Below are 17,030 nucleotides of genomic sequence, written 5' to 3' on the forward strand. Positions count from 1 at the left end.
AATCACTTCAAAGCCATGACCTTTTTTGTGCTATTCAGTACAAATAGCAATTTGCATTGAATGCTCAACATCAATAAACCCCTCACCCAGAGCATAGTAAAACATTGTCCCGTAGTCGTACCGTACTTATTGCCTTGGCGGTATCTGTGTGGGCATCAAAAGGTAAACCAATAACAACGTCTGCGTCAGACTCTGCTGGTTTGAAATCAAGCGGTTGGCGTAAATAGCCACATGGGTTTGAATAATACGAATAATCAAATTTTTCTACGAAAGTAGTTATAAACGATCAAAAGATGGCAACTGTTGATAATTATAATAGTGTAGGGCTCAGCACTTCTGAGCAATCTTGCTGATAGTGGTTAAAGTGTATAGTGAAACCTTGCTCGATTGGCATCGCGCAATGGCTTAAACACAAATATTTTAAAAAGGGTTTATTGGCAATATGACTATTAAAGCCAATAATGTCACAGCTACTAGGCTGCAATAATCTTACCAGTTCAGCAAAAACATCAACCGGCGTTGAGCTAAGATCAATGTTAGTTTCAACACTCACATATGAGCTATTTTCTTGAGGTGTAATGTGTATTGTAAAATATTCAGCACCGCGAATACCGTTTATTGAATAACCTAACGGACTGAATAAATACTGATCAATACTAAAACCATTAAATAATTGTTCCAGTTGCAGCATCTGACTAATTTGAACAGTTGATTGCTGCTCACCACGTAAATAATCAGCTACTGCACCAGAAATATGGTACATCAGCAGCTCATTGGTGGTATCGAGCTGGCTAGCTTGATAGTCTTTGTTGGTCGAAAATATATAGTGATGATGGCTATCTAAATGACCCATTCGATAGGCCTGCCCAGCAATAAACTGCCTTAATCTAAACACATCATCGGTAAAGGAAGTTGCTTGTAAATGGGCATAGTATTCATTTTTGCGTTGATAACAAATGTACGCAATCGCCTGTTCACTTAAATGTTCAATGCAGTAGCATGCAGATTCTACCAACGTGCTAGCCCCGCAAGTGAGCATAACGATACGATCATCCCAAACAAATAAACTCGATTCACTCAGCAAATAAGCATCACAATATTCATTACTTATGGAAGATAAAATGTCTGCATTTGAGGCAGCAACGAGCCCCAGCCAAAATGTTCGATCTAAGGATCGTAATTTAGGCGCTGATTCATTAACAATAATCTCTAACTTTTTCTCTGAACCTTCAAAAAACATGTGTAACTACTCAGCACTTATTCTAATTAGAGACGTTTGTATAAAAATGTAATGTCTCATGGTTAAGCCATATATGCGCAGTAAAAAGCGAAAAAAGCGTAGTTTAGCGGTTTAAATGAGCATTTCCCAACGATAAAATAGGCTTAAATAGAACTGCCTGAATAATTACAAATATGTTAGCAACTTAAAAGCCTAGCGACCTGAGATCGCTAGGCTTTTTAATAATAAGCTAACATCACTTAGTCGATAAGATTAAAAATCTTCTAAGTAAGTGTAACCCTTAAGCCCTAACTGTAACTCTTCTAGAATACTGGCACGCTCTTCTTCAACTATATGCTGATTTACAAGCTCTTCATAAGTGCGCATAAAGTCAACCGCATCTAAGTTTACATAACGTAAAACGTCAGCTACCGTATCGCCTTCTAAAACAGATTCAATCTGGCTTAATCCACGCTCATCAATGCGTACAACAGCAGAGTTAGTATCACCAAACAAGTTATGCATATCACCCAGAATTTCTTGGTATGCACCCACCATAAAGAAACCAATCAAATATGGGCTGTCGGCGCTCCATGCTGGGACGGGCAATGTGGTTTCAATTCCCTGACCGTCTACGTATTGGTCAACAATACCGTCTGAGTCACAGGTAATATCTAACATAACCGCACGGCGCTCAGGTGCTTTATCTAAACCCGATAACGGCAACACTGGGAACACTTGATCAATACCCCATGCATCAGGTAATGACTGGAATAAAGAGAAGTTAACGAAAAACTTATCAGCTAACTTTTCATTTAATTCGTCAATCACTGGACGGTGATAGCGGTTATTGTTGCTTAATAGTCCCTTCACTTCATGGCAAACACGTAAATTAGCTTGTTCTGCCCAAGCTCGGTCAGCCAAACTTAATTGACCCACAGCAAACAATGAGTGTGCTTCAGAAATATCACTTTGACTATCATGGTAAATTTCAATAATTGCACGTTGATCATATCGACCGCTGATTTCTAACCAAGATTGCCACATATTGTGGAGCAATTGCGGCGCCTCTTCACTTGGTTCCTGAATATTTTCTGGTTGATACGCTTCAGTACCAATAACATCAGTAATTAACACCGCATGATGCGCCGTTAAATGGCGACCAGATTCAGAAATAATACGCGGCATTGGTTGCTCGTACTCATTACATAAATCAGTTAATACGTTGACGATATTGTTAGCATACTCATTTAAACCATAGTTCATTGAGTTATTGCTCTGACTACGAGTACCATCGTAGTCAACCGCTAACCCGCCGCCCACATCGAAACAATCAATGCTGGCACCAAGTTGGCGCAATTCACAGTAAAAACGGCCAGCTTCACTTACGCCTTGGCGAATGTCGCGAATATTGGCAATTTGCGAACCTAAATGGAAGTGCAATAGCTGCAGAGAATCAAGCATATTAGCACTTTTTAATTCAGCTATAACTTTCAACACTTGTGCTGCAGACAAACCAAATTTAGACTTTTCACCACCGCTGGCTTGCCATTTACCTTTGCCCTGGAAAGCCAAACGCACACGTAAACCTAAACGAGGTGTAATACCAAGCTTTTCAGCTTCAATTAATACCATTTTAAGTTCTGACATTTTTTCCAGAACGATATACACCTTATGGCCAAGCTTTTCGCCGATAAGTGCTAAACGAATGTATTCTTTATCTTTGTAACCATTACATACAATGACTGAACTGGCTTTTTGTGCCATGGCAAGTACAGCCATTAACTCTGGCTTACTACCTGCTTCAAGTCCTAACTGAGGGACTTCTTTAGATTTTTGGCTAGCTAAAATTTCTTCAACTACCGTTTTCTGTTGGTTTACTTTAATTGGGTAAACTAACAAGTAATCATTTTGATAATCGTACTTCTTAATTGCATCGTTAAATGCTTCGCATAAACTTTCCACTCTGTGGTGTAAGATTTGCGGGAAACGGACTAATACCGGTAACGAGACGCCTGCTTCGACCATACTTTTGGCTAATTCATTTAAGCCAACTTTATGATCAGGATTTTGTGGGTTAGGTGACACTGTCACTTCGCCATCTTCACGAATACCATAAAAACCTTGGCTCCAGTGAGTCACGTTATAACCCGAGCGAGCATCTTCGATAGACCAATCAGACATAATTATTTTCCGTATTTGTATCAAAGTTAGCAGTTGACCAAAAGTGGCTTCTGCTTGTTAAAAATCCAGATAACACAACAATGCTATCCAAGAAATAAAAATGGTTTATTCAGCACTATGATTATGGCTGTAAAACCTGTGACAGACAAAATGAAGGCCCTATAAATTGGCTCGACATCATATCGTCATTGTTATCATGTTTCGCATCTGCTTATATAGAACATCTTACGCAGAAATCCACAAAGCATGCAAATTTTGGCTGCTGAACATCAGTTCGCTGCTGTAACAAGTATTTTACTGATTACGCCTGCAGTTAGTTCACTTTTTAATTGCTAACTAACCACATTTTTAGCCTTTATAAAAACGGCGCAATTAAAACCTGCAATGATGTGTAATGCAAGTTAATTACCGATTAATTACTATAAAAAAACATCTACAATTGTTGTCATAAACCTCAACAAACAAGGCGATAAGCCTAAATGATTTTCGATAGCGCTTAGATAGCGCTTAATTGGCACAACGTGAGCTTAATTTACGTGTATAATTACGTGTTTTTCTTAAGTTCATCTTTTTCATTTTTAATTAAAGTAGAGTCATTCATGATACAAATCGGTAAACGTTATTCATTAGAAGTTGTTAAACAAGTTAATTTTGGGGTTTATCTAAATGCTCAAGAGCTTGGACAAGTCTTGCTTCCTAATAAATTTGTCCCTACCGGTTGTAATGTCGGTGATATGGTAGATGTGTTTCTTTACCTAGACTCTGAAGACATTGTGATTGCTACTACCCAAAAGTCGTTAGCTCAAGTGGGTGAATATGCTTATTTAAGAGTAATCGCCACGGGCCCATTCGGCGCATTTTTAGATTGGGGCTTAGACAAAGATTTACTACTCCCTTTTGGCGAGCAACATAAACCGGCAGAAGAAGGCCACTCATATTTAGTTTATGTCCATGCTAACCATGCCGACGAACGTATTATGGCATCGTCAAAACTGGATAAGTTTGTCGATAAAACAGAAGCGCATTATACCGAAGGTGAACAGGTTAATTTAATCATCGGTGGCACTACAGAGTTGGGTTACAAAGCCATTATTAACAACCTGCATTGGGGCGTAATTTACACTAATGAAGTTTTCCAAAAATTGCGATTTGGTCAAAAAGTGACTGGTTATATCAAAACGATTCGCAGTGATGGCAAAATTGATCTTGTACTGCAAAAAGGTGATAAAGACGAGCTAGACAAAAATGCCCGGTTGATCATTAATAAATTGCGTAGCGCTAATGGTTTTTTACCACTACATGACAAAACTGATGCTGATGTCATTTACGACAAACTCGGCATGAGTAAAAAAGCCTTTAAGAAATCAATTGGTGGTTTATTTAAAGCAGGTGAAATCACAATCGAAAGTGAAGGTATTCGCCTAACTGTGTGAACAATAATCGATTAGCCTCGGTAAACTAGTCCAATCCTTTGAGAAAAAGCATGCCTCTGTTATAAAAGTAATAGAATCATGCTTTTTATTAAAAGGATACTGTGTATGGAATTAACCCCACTAGAAGCTAGAGTTATCGGATGTTTACTCGAAAAAGAACTCACGACTCCAGATCAATATCCTCTGTCATTAAATTCACTCGCCTTAGCATGCAATCAAAAAAGCAGCCGCGAACCTGTGCTGTCACTGAGCGAATCTCAAGTAAAAACAGTATTAGACGATCTTACCAAAAAACGCTTACTCAGCGAGCAATCTGGTTTCGGTAGTCGAGTCGTAAAATATAAGCATCGCTTTTGTAATACTGAATTCAGTGAATTGCAGTTAAGCAGTGCGGAAGTCGCTATAATTTGTGTGTTGTTATTGCGGGGACCGCAAACACCAGGCGAACTCAAAACTCGTACCAATCGACTCCATGAATTCACTGATGTCTCACAGGTTGAAACAGCATTACTGGCATTAAGCCAACGTGAAAAGCCTTTAGTAGTTCAACTTGCTCGAGAAGCGAATAAACGTGATTGTCGCTTCCTTGAGTGCTTTAGTGGCAACGTTGATGATTATGATGTGAACAACAGTGATGCCATTGTCGTGTCGACTCACACTCAACAAACTGTACAGCAAGATTCTCGGATTGTAGAACTAGAACAAAGAGTTGAGTTGCTAGAACAAAAGCTAGCCCAATTAGAGTCGCTTTTAAACTAATTAACGCTTTCCAAAACAGGTTAAGCAAGGAAAAAGTATATGGACCGTACAGCCTCTCCATCGACGTTAATTCATATTTGGTTATTAGCCAAATATGAGTTAACCAAACGTTTTACTAACAAAAGCGGTATGATTTCATTAATCGCCTTTATGCTAATTTGGGCAATTTTATTGCTGTACCCTATCAAGAGTGCATCTGAATTTATTATGCAGCCTAACTTCAAAGACTTTACTGAAGCCCTCTTTGGGCCAGGGAGTTTACGCCATCTATTTGAATGGCCCGTCGAAGAGTTTGCTGTGTTTTGGTTAGCTGCACTGTACCTTTTCCCCATGTTCAGTATTTTTATTGCCGCAGACCAATTTAGTTCAGATAAACAACGTGGTAGTTTGCGATTTCTAACCTTAAGAGTCAGTCGTTCCAGTTTGTTTTTTGGTCGTTTCTTAGGGCAAATGTTTATCCAATTGATGTTGATCATCTTAACGTTATTGGCAACCATCGCATTAGCATTATCACGTGATATATCTTTGTTATTGCCATCAATAACAACTAGCTTAATCGTAATGGTTAATCTAGTGATCGTATTATTACCCTACACTGCTGCTATGGCGGTGCTGTCATTACATGCAAACTCAGCAAGACAAGCCAGTATATTTGCGGTTATCTTGTGGGCTGTAGTATCAATATTTATTGCATTAATTAATATGAATTTCCCACAATTAAGCTGGTTAAACTGGATACTGCCTGGTTCGCAAATAGGTAATTTGATCAATACTCAAGGATTAGGTTCATTCGTATACGCTCCCATTCCTTTACTGCAAACTGCGGTTATTTTATTTGCTGGTAAAGTCTTAATGAGTAGGAGTGCGCTATGAGTATCATTCAATGTGACAACCTTTCTAAACAATACGGTAATAAACTTGCGCTCGACACTGTATCGTTAACGCTTACACAAGGTGCTCCCATTGCATTAGTGGGTCCAAATGGTGCCGGTAAAACAACGCTATTTAGTTTACTATGCGGTTTTATTCAACCCACCAATGGCAGTATTAGCATTTTAGGCCATAAACCCGGTAGCAAAGCGTTACAAGGACTATTGTCGGCATTGCCACAAGATGCAGCATTGGATCCTAATTTTAGTATTGTGTCGCAACTCCAGTTTTTTGCCCAATTACAAGGCATGACAGCAGCGGCAGCAAAACAAGAAGCATTAAGAGTTCTCGCCCTTGTCGACTTAAGTGACTCAGCAGAGGCGAAACCTAAAAGTTTAAGTCATGGTATGAGTAAACGAGTCTCTATTGCCCAAGCCCTCATGGGTTCTCCTAAGATTGTGTTACTCGACGAACCGACAGCGGGACTTGATCCTGCCAATGCGAAAAAAATTCGTCAAATTGTCAAAGATTTATCCGACCATACGACTTTTGTGATCAGCTCACATAACCTTGATGAACTTGAAAAGTTATGCGACCAAGTTGTCTATCTCGAACATGGCAAATTGCAGCAATCGGTATCAATTAAAGCCAGCCAAGCGACAGACTTTATCACGCTGACAATGAAGCAATGTGACATGGACAGCCTCCATCAGCAGTTATTAGGCCTTAACGATATCATTGAAGTAAGGCGTATCGGTGATGAGCAATATGTTATCGAGTACCAAAAGCAATCCGGCTTTGCCATTGAAATGCAGTTGTTTGAGCTGTTTACTGCTCACCAGTGGCAATATAAAGCATTACTTAAAGGCCGAACCTTAGAAGAAACCTTGTTTTCTTAACTCACCGCCAATGGTTAAATGAACCTTTAATGCTGACTAAAATCGGTTTGCGTAAAAAGGCTTAACAACAAACGTCATAAGCATCAGTCTCTAATGCCATCGTTTATTAATTAGTGATAACTCACCAGATTAATAAACCATGGCATTTTTTAATATATTGTTTACGTATCAGGTCGATATAATGAAAATTTAATTGCTGAAAAAACCACATCAAATGAGGTATGTTAAAGTGTCTTCAATCGCTCACCCCTCCTCTACATCGACTCTAAAACAGCAAATACTCTACATTCAAAATAACGACTAAATGCTAAGAAATCAGTCTAAATGACTAGACCCTTAAGTAAAGAAGCCTTCCCAGCAACCTCAATGCAATGCAATTAACTCAGCGTCCTTCAGTTAGTGAGCTCAACGCTAAAATCTGTTAAAGGATTCTAAAATAGACAACATAAATAGGCAAAATTGATAATAATAATGATTTTATAAGCTTAGACTTAAAAATACCCATTGCTGACGTGTATTTTAATGCGTTAATAACCTGTCGTTACGACTAATACAATCCAGATATTCAATAAGCAACGGCTGAATGAGCGTTTATAACGATGAATTCGTTGTGTATTAGTTCTGAATCTGCTCTGTATTGTCACTAAATGGCAAACAAGCCATTGCTGTTATTGTGCTTATAATACTCAACACTTTTGGCTGTTAATGTATTTTCATAACAAAGACAAACTAATAAACCTCAATTCTAGTCATCTTATTAAGTTGGCTTTATGTGATGACCGTTTATGAGTGAGCTACCTTGTTCTTTAGAAAAGCTAAATCTTAAGTGACGGTATAGGATATAGGGATACGCGGGTCGACCGTATAGCGTCGACAGAAGAACGGTTTTTATCATCCTTGAATGAGATTCTGGAGTCATTTTGAACTGATAATGATTTTATGCGCATAACAATATCTCTATGTGTATTAATAATATGAAAGATAAATAGATTAATGATTTACAACATATGATTAGACGATTAGACGATTAGACGATTAGACGATTAGACGATTAGACGATTAGACGATTAGCATGATGACAATACACAATAAAAAAGCAAAAAAAACTGCAGCAATAAATTGCTACAGTTTTAAATCTTTTAACACTTAGCCGAAGCTAAATACTAAACGATTGAAACGTTCTCAGCTTGAGGACCTTTCTGACCTTGAGTCACAGTGAAAGAAACTTTCTGACCTTCGTCAAGAGTTTTGAAACCGTCTGAGTTGATAGCACGGAAATGAACGAATACGTCTGGACCAGACTCTTGCTCAATAAATCCGAAACCTTTATCAGAGTTAAACCACTTAACAACACCAGTAACTTGAGACATAATATAAATCCTGTAAAAAAAAATAGTTAAAGCCTTAACGGCAGTAAAGCTGGAAAATGCCGGTATTACTTATGTTTACAGGACGAAACTGTTCGTATTGATAAATATAAGCCCAACCTTCAAGCTGAGTAAACTATAAACCATTTTCAGGATAAGTCAACAAACATCAACCAAACAATGGTATTTAATTAGTCTCATTTCAAAAAGGTTTATCTTTGAGCATCAAATAGTTATTTATATCAATTATCTGATTGTTTATTGTTCTCGTTGATGAATTTCGATTTTAAAATCTATCTCACACTCGAGCCCTTGCTCTATTATCTGAGACTTCTGTGAATCACTCAACTTCCATGCGTAAGGAGTCATGTTAAGAAAGTGATCAATGTCTTCCGCACGAGTTAATGTTAATGAATAAGCTAACGCTTGGTGTGCTAAGTAAGTAAAGCCATCTAACACCATAGGTTCTTGTGGATGTTGTTTGGGTTCACTATAAATTTTCTTTTTTAACGCATAGTGATGCATCGGCCCAGGAGAAACGGTAATGAGTATTCCGGTCGGTTTTATCACCCGCTGTAACTCTTCAACTTTAGACGGCGCATAAATACGTATCGCTAAATCAAAACTGTTATCAGCAAAAGGCATTTCAAATGCACTCGCCACACAAAAATGTAATCCTCTATAGCGTTTGGCAGCATAACGAATTGCAGACTTAGAAATATCTAAACCATAAAACTCACAATGGGGTTTAACCACAGACTGCAACGTTTCAAATAACCGATGACTGTAATACCCTTCGCCACACCCTATATCGAGCACCTTAGTGGCATCTCCAGCAAACTCTAGCGCTAACTGATTTACTTTGTCGCTTAAAGGTTGATAAAAGCCTTGATTAAGAAACTCTCGTCTGGCAATCATCATTTCTTTGTTATCACCAGGATCTTTTGTTTTCTTTTTTTGTACAGGCAATAAATTAACGTAACCTTCTTTAGCACAATCAAATTGATGGCGCAGTTCACATTGCCAAGAATTTTGTTGTTGTACTAATGGCGCGCTACAAATAGGGCAAATATAAGACATGGGTGGGCTCTAGAGTTACTGAAAAGTTAAAGATCGTCATCACACAGCTTATTGACCATTTCCGACACGTCTTTAGGGGCTAAAAGTTCAAAACAATCCAATTTACGCTGTAATTGTTCATTATTATAAAATTGTTCATTAGAAGAGCGGCCGAAGTTGGAACGCTCTAATGACTGATGATAGGTCCGTAACAACCATTGATGCTTATTTTGCAATAAATGATCGAGTTTTAGTAGCTCAGTTGAGACACCTGGGTGGATTTTGCCCGACTCGCCTCGGAGGTAATCACGTAATTCTCGTCGAACTTGCTCTAATTCACTTATATGAACCGCAAGCATGGTAGAAGGCTCATCATAATCAAACTTACGTCCTAATATCGCTTTAGCCATAACTAGAGCTTGAGGTTCACTCAAAATCCGTAAGTCATTCTCTAACGTCACTAGTTCAAAACGAGCTTCAGCCGCTACACTAAAGTGCACATCTTCATCAGCGTGAATATTAATCGTCACCCCATTTCTGAGTTGTTCAATACACACACGTGGAGCTACCCCCATTGAAGGATATAACTTAATCCCCTGCCCTACGAGCCTTGGCTGAGTAGGCATTTCAATCATTGTTTGTGTATGTTCAAAAGCAAAAGTCAAAAAAGGTTGAATACGTAAAATGAGTGTCGTTTGTTTATGCTCAACTTGGCTAACCACAAACTCAACTAAAGGATTACTCATCGTTGAAAGTACTAATAAATCACTCACACTATCCGGTAAACGAAGTGTCAACGCAGTCGGTTGAGTTATTTCACTGACGCATGGTTGAGTAAATACATGATGATGCATACAATATTCCTTTACTACTTCACTAAATTGTAACCAGCAAATCCACATTAGTCACCAGTAAACAAGGTTATATTAGAAAAATCATATTGAAGGTTACCTCATTATCATTTTTTTATGCTGATAAATGTTAACATGGTTTTAATCGCGAAAAGGATCTTATACTTACTATGGCTAACGCAATTCAACCCACCTTATTCTGGCACGATTATGAAACATTCGGGGCAAACCCAAGCAAAGATCGTCCGTCTCAGTTTGCGGGAATTCGAACCGATCTAGAACTCAACATTATCGGCGAACCTGAAACATTTTATTGCAAACTCGCGCCTGACTATTTACCGTCTCCCGAAGCCATATTAATTACGGGGATAACCCCACAACTGGCCAACCTTAAGGGCGTACCAGAAGCTGAGTTTATGAAACGTATTAATACGCTGTTTAGCCAACCCAGCACCTGTGTTGTGGGCTATAACTCATTACGTTTTGATGATGAGGTCAGTCGCTATGGTTTCTATCGTAATTTTATCGACCCTTACGCGCGAGAATGGCAAAACGGTAATTCTCGTTGGGATATCATTGATTTAGTTCGAGCTTGCTATGCATTTCGTCCAGACGGAATAAATTGGCCGAAGAAAGAAGATGGCTCACCGAGTTTCAAGCTAGAGTTACTCACCCAAGCGAATGGTTTAAGTCATGAAAAAGCCCATGATGCTATGTCAGACGTTTATGCCACGATTGCTATGGCTAAACTGATAAAGCAGACACAACCCAAGCTGTACGAATATTATTTTAATTTAAGGCGTAAACAAGCGGTTGCGGATCATATTGATGTCCTTAAAATGCAGCCTTTGGTTCATGTCAGTTCAAAAATTAGTGCGCTGCAAGGCTGTACTACGTTAATCGCGCCAGTGGCATATCACCCAACTAATAAAAATGCGGTGATATGCGTTAATTTGGCCATGGATATCTCGCCATTATTAGAATTATCTGCTCAAGAAATAAACGACCGTATGTATACGTCTCGTCAAAACTTAGCTGAAAATGAGCTCGCAATACCACTCAAACAAATCCACCTTAACAAGTGTCCCTTTATCGGATCGCCAAAATTACTTGACGACGAGGTAGCTGAAAAATTACAGTTCGATAAAGCATTTGCACGTGAGCAATATAAACGCTTAAAAAACCACCCAGAATTGCGCGAAAAGCTTAACCAAGTATTTGAACTTGAATCAGATCGTAAACCGATCACCGATCCTGATTTAATGCTATATAGCGGTGGATTTTTCAGCCATGCTGATAAAACAAAAATGGACATTATTTGCCATACTGCACCACATAATTTAGCAGCTTTGGCATTGCAATTCGATGATCCGCGGATCAATGAAATGTTGTTTCGTTTTCGGGCACGTAATTATCCAGAAACATTAAGCGACAGTGAAGTCCGTAAATGGCGTGATTTCTGTCAACAACGCTTATCGGATGCCGATTATGTGATTAAACTCGAGAACCTGGTCGAAGAAACCAGCGAGAATGAACACAAACAAAAGCTATTAAAAGCCCTATATCAATATTTACAGTCACTATAGTAAATTTTATTTTTACCCAATTTATTTCATCTAAGGATTAAGGGAATGCAAAATCGTTTTTTAGAAAGCATTACTCAACTAGACAAACCTTTGGCCAATGCGCTTGTGCCATTATTACACGAGCAATTTTGCGGTCATATTGATGCAAGTCAATTTGCAGGCCTAGTTAACGCAAGCGGTAAAACAGAGCAACAAGTGCTCATGGATTTATTACCTATTGCCGCAGCACTCGCTAACCCACCGATAAGCGAATTTTATGTCGGTGCTATTGCAAAAGGTGGCAGTGGCGACTTGTACATGGGTGCTAATTTAGAATTACCCGGAGAAGCGTTATTTCACAGTGTTCATGCTGAACAAAGTGCCATCAGTCATGCATGGTTAAGTGGTGAAACAGAAATTGTTGATATCATTGTAAACTTCAGTCCTTGTGGTCATTGTCGCCAATTTATGAACGAACTAGTCAATGGCAGTAAGATAAATATTCACCTGCCTAATCAACCAACCCAAACATTAGCGCATTATTTACCTTATGCGTTTGGGCCGGCAGACTTAGATATAACCGTGCCACTATTATGTAAGCGCGAGCAAGAATTTAATTGTGATTCAGATGACCCAATGATCATCGAAGCCATTGATCAAATGGGCCTCAGTTACGCGCCATATACTAATAGCAATGCCGCTGTTGTATTAGAAACTAACGACGGCGCCACTTTCTGTGGTCGTTATGCTGAAAGTGCGGCATTTAATCCATCAATGCAACCGATGCAAATGGCATTATCCAATTTAATCCGCCATAACCGTCAATACAGCGAAATAAAGCGCGCGGTATTAGTCGAATCATCAGTAGGCAAAATTACCTTGGTCGGCGCTGCTATGGATGCTCTGCATGCAATCGCACCGATTGAGCTTCAACATATGGTTGTAGAACCATTGCTGGGATAAATAACAGCAAACTTACTATATTAAATATTCAGATAGATGGAAGGCGCTAATAAGCGCCTTTTTTTATTTGGATTAACACTACATTAAACCTAGATTAATAATGTATTATATTTTAACAATCTACTGCTGATACCATGCTAAGCTAATTGACATTTTTAGCATGGATAACATTAATTTAGCATGGATAACATTAAATTATCGGTGTACACATCGTTAAACAAACAACTGTTTATTGCTATTTTAATTATTTACTGGCTAATAATTTTCATCTAATGCAGCGTTTAATCAACAACAGTCTGTAGATAATTTATCTCCTTTAATGGCAGATAATGAGTAGGATTATTACCATGGCCGATATTAATCAATTTTACAGCCAAATTCAGATAATAACTGCAACATTATTAACGGGCACATCGTTATCAATGAACAAACAAATGTAAAGCGAGTCACTATTGCGCATATCGAGCCTTAGCAAAGTTTTACTCTTTATGCTGTTTTGTACAGTCGCTTTAGTATGGGCCATTATCGAAAATGCCAAACCTCTTACGGTCAAAATACTCAACAACTTATTAGCCGACAACCACATAGAAGTGCTTAATTTTGATGCCGAATATGTCTCATTTAATCATATTCGGATCCCCAGGTTAGTCCTAAAAATTGAAGACAGTCATATCGCTATCCAAGAGTTCAATCTTGAGCTGCGTGACAGCCTGCAAATTCTTAAAAACCAACAAATCAACGCCGACGATATCGTTAGCATCAAAACCCAGAGTGTCTATGTTGATTTGGGCGACAGTTTTTTCATTCGTCAATCACAACAAACTGAAGAATCTCCAGCGGCAATGCAACTCAACCTCGCAAAATTACCCACTATTGAGCTAGGTGAAATAAACATTAAGCTACCAGTGCTGGATAAAGATCTCCCACAGCAACACACTTTAAAGATGGACCAGCTTACGTTGACACAAAAAGGTCAACTAAATACCTTGTGGCGATTTAATGACTTCCCGCTATTTAGCCTAGATGCCAGCTTAGACAAACGTGCTTGGCAATTTAACACCCTTGTTGATTTAGGGTTAAGCTATCAAGGGCTTGATTCATTAGAACAATATTTAAGCTTATTAAACAATAAACAACAGTCACAACAAGCGCAAAGCAACAATATGCTTCATGGTTTGCATACGCAGCTATCACAACTTCTACAACCCATTCGTCAACAGCAAGTCACCATAGAAGGCCAATGGACAGCCAACAGTAAAATTAACTTAATCAGCGGCGAGATGAGCAGTCAGCAATCGATAGCCGGATTATCTTTGCACTCGCCACTTTGGCCTAGTGTCTATTTTTCGCCGCAACAACCCATTAAGGCGATGCTTAATTTGGGTAATTACCCGCTACAGGCCTCACTAGACAACAGTAAAACCATCGATGCCTTCGCGCTAAAACTTGATATTGCCCCGCTACACTACCAACTGTCGCCCTCACAAGACGACAGAAATAAATTAATTGCATTGTTAGCCGATGATCACGCCAATCAAATAGTTCATATCATTGAACAGTTAACCCCTAAATCACCTTCGCAGCTAGCCAGTATCGATGTAGGCATGGCCTATCCCGTTGAAGTCGTTATCCCGCTGCAAAATGATGCTCTACCTCTGCAGGTGTCAATTCCTGACCTAAGCGTCAGCATTGAAGGGTTATTGCTCCAAAGCAAATTAAAACTGGCGCACACTACATTCAATAGTCATCAACAATTTAACAGTCATTTCGATTGGGGTATGGCATTGTCGACCCCGGAAGCAACAGCCAAGACACAACAACAGCCAGTTAACACACTCGCCGCTGACGATATAACTGTAACGGCCAGTGAGAATGTATCCGTACCAACACCAGTAACCGCGATGGCTCCAAGTCTAATTGATATAAAAGCCTTATTCCCTGAGATCCCGTTAGAGCAGCTGTCACTTTCTAATGCGAAAGTGAATCTAGTCGGTCAAATATCGCAGTGGCAACAAAATCAACTCGAACTGTCATTGCTGCCAAGCTCCAGCGTAGCCGTCAACAACGCAAGTATATTGCGCAGTATTATCAGTGAGAATGAACAACATACCAAGCAGACCAAAAAATCTTCTGTACTATTGGGGTCATTCGGACTTGTGCTTAACGACACCTCGACCATGTCATTCAAACAAAATAATACTCAACTCAATCTATCTCCGTTTACACTGCAAATTGGCCAATTGATTGTTCAGCAAGCAACCCAAGTGGACAACAGTAAACTATCAACCACACTGGCCTCGGTTAACAAAGCCGATATTGCCATCAATCAAGGTATAATCTTGGCGTTACATCAAGATGAGCCCATCGACAAGTCGCTAGAACGTTGGTTACAAAACCCTGCAACCAACGACATAGCTTGGCGTATCAATAAACTCGATATCACCAAGCAACTGGGCAAAAGTCGCCGCCAGCCACTACTTGCGCTTGATAAGATTACGGTTACTCAGCAGCTCAATTTGTCCAAAGGATTACTGGTTGGTAGCGAACAATGGCAACTCGACACCCTTAACTTAAGCAGTTATCACTTACTTAAATTTGCTGATAATAAAAGCCCATTATCATTAGCTGGCCAATGGACTTTTGATACCGACATTGAAACAGCAATCAAGACATTACAAAAAGTCCAACCCTTGCCAGATAACTTTACAATTCAAGGCCACAGCAAACTAATCGCAGGTTTTGCATTAAGCGAAATAGGCAACACCAGTCAGTTTGAAATGAAAATTCAACAACAGTTATCATCTTTGTCAGGCCAATGGGAAGATAAAACCTTTAACGGTGGTGACGTGTTTGCCCAATGCCAATTTAACTGGCAGCAAACTCACGATGGTCCTAATACTCCTGCGGCTGAAAAACACTTTGCTCACAGTCAATTAGTCTGCCCACAAACCGCAATCAGTTTACAGCAAGCTAAACTTGGTTTATCGCTAACAAACTTGAATTTGAATGCCGATATCGAACTCAATAAAGACGGCAATAAAACGCCGACCAATTGGTTACAGCAAGTTACAGGGTTAAGCGAGACCAACATCAACCTTACCGCCAGCGGCGACATGCTTGATGGACGCTTTTTATTACCTGAGTTTGTACTAAAACTGCATGATAAATCTTATGGATACTTATTATTACAAGGGTTGAGCCTAGAAAAATTCTTAGAAGAGCAACCGCAAGTGGGTGTTAAAGCCAATGGCTTATTTGATGGCGTATTACCCGCGGTACTGGTTGATGGCAAAGTGACTGTTACTGGTGGCAAACTGGCTGCGCGAGCACCTGGAGGATTAATTGAAGTTGCCGGAAATCCTGCAATGGATCAGCTAGAATTATCTCAGCCTTATCTTGGATTAGTCTTTACCGCACTTGAGCATCTTAACTATACTGAATTGTCGAGCTCCTTTGACATGATACCCAACGGCGATGCACAGATTAATATTGCAGTAAAAGGTAACAGCCGTGACATTGAGCGCCCTGTTCACCTTAATTACTCTCACCAAGAAAACTTAATTCAGCTATACAAAAGTACTCAGATCGGTAATCAGCTACAAAGCAAAATTGAAGCAAAAGTCCAATAGCAGCATAAAAGGATCGTCCACGTGAAATATTCATCGACATATTTAGTCAGTATCAGCACCATAATGGCATCGTTATGGTTATCAGCTTGTACGCCTACCGTAAAGATAGAGCCACCTGACAAGCCAATTGTCATTAACTTAAATGTTAAAATTGAGCATGAAATTAGAATTAAAGTGGAAAAAGAACTCAATAATTTACTTGAGAATGACGAGTTATTTTAAGCAGAGGTTA

At 39.2% G+C, this 17,030-nt stretch carries 13 protein-coding genes; 8 read left to right on the plus strand and 5 right to left on the minus strand.

Translation table 11 applies throughout. The features are described from left to right. Positions 1 to 310: 310 nt before the first annotated feature. Positions 311 to 1,240, minus strand: a complete 930-nt coding sequence (locus HNW13_RS21475) for an adenosylmethionine decarboxylase (protein ID WP_192116100.1) — start codon at positions 1,238 to 1,240, stop codon at positions 311 to 313. Positions 1,241 to 1,492: 252 nt separating this feature from the next. Next, positions 1,493 to 3,403, minus strand: coding sequence for a biosynthetic arginine decarboxylase (gene speA / locus HNW13_RS21480; protein ID WP_101087546.1), 1,911 nt, complete (start codon positions 3,401 to 3,403; stop codon positions 1,493 to 1,495). Positions 3,404 to 4,002: 599 nt separating this feature from the next. On the opposite strand from speA, the gene HNW13_RS21485 reads away from it, so the two are divergent. The 4 genes from HNW13_RS21485 to HNW13_RS21500 all read left to right on the plus strand — a co-directional run bounded on the left by HNW13_RS21485 (position 4,003) and on the right by HNW13_RS21500 (position 7,364). Continuing rightward, positions 4,003 to 4,836, plus strand: a complete 834-nt coding sequence (locus HNW13_RS21485; protein ID WP_192116101.1) for a S1-like domain-containing RNA-binding protein — start codon at positions 4,003 to 4,005, stop codon at positions 4,834 to 4,836. A gap of 105 nt (positions 4,837 to 4,941) precedes the next feature. Further along, a complete protein-coding gene (locus HNW13_RS21490; RefSeq protein WP_192116102.1) occupies positions 4,942 to 5,595 on the plus strand; it encodes a DUF480 domain-containing protein in 654 nt (217 codons plus the stop codon). 39 nt (positions 5,596 to 5,634) lie between these two features. Further along, positions 5,635 to 6,468 carry an ABC transporter permease subunit gene (locus HNW13_RS21495; protein WP_192116103.1) on the plus strand — a complete coding sequence of 278 codons (834 nt, stop codon included), beginning with the start codon at positions 5,635 to 5,637 and terminating at the stop codon, positions 6,466 to 6,468. After that, the gene (locus HNW13_RS21500) at positions 6,465 to 7,364 is read left to right on the plus strand and encodes an ABC transporter ATP-binding protein (protein WP_101087542.1); all 900 of its coding nucleotides are present in this window, start codon (positions 6,465 to 6,467) and stop codon (positions 7,362 to 7,364) included. Before HNW13_RS21495 ends, HNW13_RS21500 begins: the two co-directional genes overlap by 4 nt. Before the next feature lie 1,163 nt (positions 7,365 to 8,527). On the opposite strand, the gene HNW13_RS21505 is transcribed toward HNW13_RS21500, so the two are convergent. The 3 genes from HNW13_RS21505 to HNW13_RS21515 all read right to left on the minus strand — a co-directional run bounded on the left by HNW13_RS21505 (position 8,528) and on the right by HNW13_RS21515 (position 10,644). Further along, complete coding sequence (locus tag HNW13_RS21505; protein ID WP_011637160.1) at positions 8,528 to 8,734, minus strand: cold-shock protein; 207 nt, start codon at positions 8,732 to 8,734, stop codon at positions 8,528 to 8,530. 255 nt (positions 8,735 to 8,989) lie between these two features. Continuing rightward, positions 8,990 to 9,811, minus strand: a complete 822-nt coding sequence (rlmA, locus tag HNW13_RS21510) for a 23S rRNA (guanine(745)-N(1))-methyltransferase (RefSeq protein ID WP_192116104.1) — start codon at positions 9,809 to 9,811, stop codon at positions 8,990 to 8,992. A 26-nt stretch (positions 9,812 to 9,837) separates the two neighbouring features. Beyond that, positions 9,838 to 10,644: a hypothetical protein gene (locus tag HNW13_RS21515; RefSeq protein ID WP_192116105.1), complete on the minus strand. Its 807-nt coding sequence runs from the start codon at positions 10,642 to 10,644 to the stop codon at positions 9,838 to 9,840. A 167-nt stretch (positions 10,645 to 10,811) separates the two neighbouring features. Between HNW13_RS21515 and sbcB the strand changes: the two genes are divergently transcribed. The 4 genes from sbcB (at position 10,812) to HNW13_RS21535 (ending at position 17,020) form a co-directional block, all read left to right on the plus strand. Beyond that, complete coding sequence (gene sbcB, locus HNW13_RS21520) at positions 10,812 to 12,227, plus strand: exodeoxyribonuclease I (RefSeq protein ID WP_101087539.1); 1,416 nt, start codon at positions 10,812 to 10,814, stop codon at positions 12,225 to 12,227. A 45-nt stretch (positions 12,228 to 12,272) separates the two neighbouring features. After that, on the plus strand, positions 12,273 to 13,169 hold the full coding sequence (gene cdd / locus HNW13_RS21525; RefSeq protein ID WP_101087538.1) for a cytidine deaminase: 897 nt from the start codon (positions 12,273 to 12,275) through the stop codon (positions 13,167 to 13,169). A gap of 488 nt (positions 13,170 to 13,657) precedes the next feature. Beyond that, on the plus strand, positions 13,658 to 16,798 hold the full coding sequence (locus HNW13_RS21530) for a YdbH domain-containing protein (RefSeq protein WP_192116106.1): 3,141 nt from the start codon (positions 13,658 to 13,660) through the stop codon (positions 16,796 to 16,798). A gap of 63 nt (positions 16,799 to 16,861) precedes the next feature. After that, positions 16,862 to 17,020: a YnbE family lipoprotein gene (locus HNW13_RS21535; RefSeq protein ID WP_081430160.1), complete on the plus strand. Its 159-nt coding sequence runs from the start codon at positions 16,862 to 16,864 to the stop codon at positions 17,018 to 17,020. Positions 17,021 to 17,030 lie beyond the last annotated feature (10 nt).

This window comes from Shewanella sp. BF02_Schw, from assembly GCF_014596695.2.
In the GTDB taxonomy this organism is placed as follows: domain Bacteria; phylum Pseudomonadota; class Gammaproteobacteria; order Enterobacterales; family Shewanellaceae; genus Shewanella.

Excerpts from the sequence above, each read along its gene's own strand:
- HNW13_RS21475 (WP_192116100.1), bottom strand. The coding sequence starts at position 1,240 with ATGTTTTTTGAAGGTTCAGAGAAAAAGTTAGAGATTATTGTTAATGAA.
- HNW13_RS21530 (WP_192116106.1), top strand. The coding sequence starts at position 13,658 with ATGCTGTTTTGTACAGTCGCTTTAGTATGGGCCATTATCGAAAATGCC.
- HNW13_RS21505 (WP_011637160.1), bottom strand. The coding sequence starts at position 8,734 with ATGTCTCAAGTTACTGGTGTTGTTAAGTGGTTTAACTCTGATAAAGGT.
- HNW13_RS21495 (WP_192116103.1), top strand. The coding sequence starts at position 5,635 with ATGGACCGTACAGCCTCTCCATCGACGTTAATTCATATTTGGTTATTA.
- cdd (WP_101087538.1), top strand. The coding sequence starts at position 12,273 with ATGCAAAATCGTTTTTTAGAAAGCATTACTCAACTAGACAAACCTTTG.
- HNW13_RS21485 (WP_192116101.1), top strand. The coding sequence starts at position 4,003 with ATGATACAAATCGGTAAACGTTATTCATTAGAAGTTGTTAAACAAGTT.
- HNW13_RS21490 (WP_192116102.1), top strand. The coding sequence starts at position 4,942 with ATGGAATTAACCCCACTAGAAGCTAGAGTTATCGGATGTTTACTCGAA.
- speA (WP_101087546.1), bottom strand. The coding sequence starts at position 3,403 with ATGTCTGATTGGTCTATCGAAGATGCTCGCTCGGGTTATAACGTGACT.
- sbcB (WP_101087539.1), top strand. The coding sequence starts at position 10,812 with ATGGCTAACGCAATTCAACCCACCTTATTCTGGCACGATTATGAAACA.
- HNW13_RS21535 (WP_081430160.1), top strand. The coding sequence starts at position 16,862 with ATGGCATCGTTATGGTTATCAGCTTGTACGCCTACCGTAAAGATAGAG.
- rlmA (WP_192116104.1), bottom strand. The coding sequence starts at position 9,811 with ATGTCTTATATTTGCCCTATTTGTAGCGCGCCATTAGTACAACAACAA.
- HNW13_RS21500 (WP_101087542.1), top strand. The coding sequence starts at position 6,465 with ATGAGTATCATTCAATGTGACAACCTTTCTAAACAATACGGTAATAAA.
- HNW13_RS21515 (WP_192116105.1), bottom strand. The coding sequence starts at position 10,644 with ATGCATCATCATGTATTTACTCAACCATGCGTCAGTGAAATAACTCAA.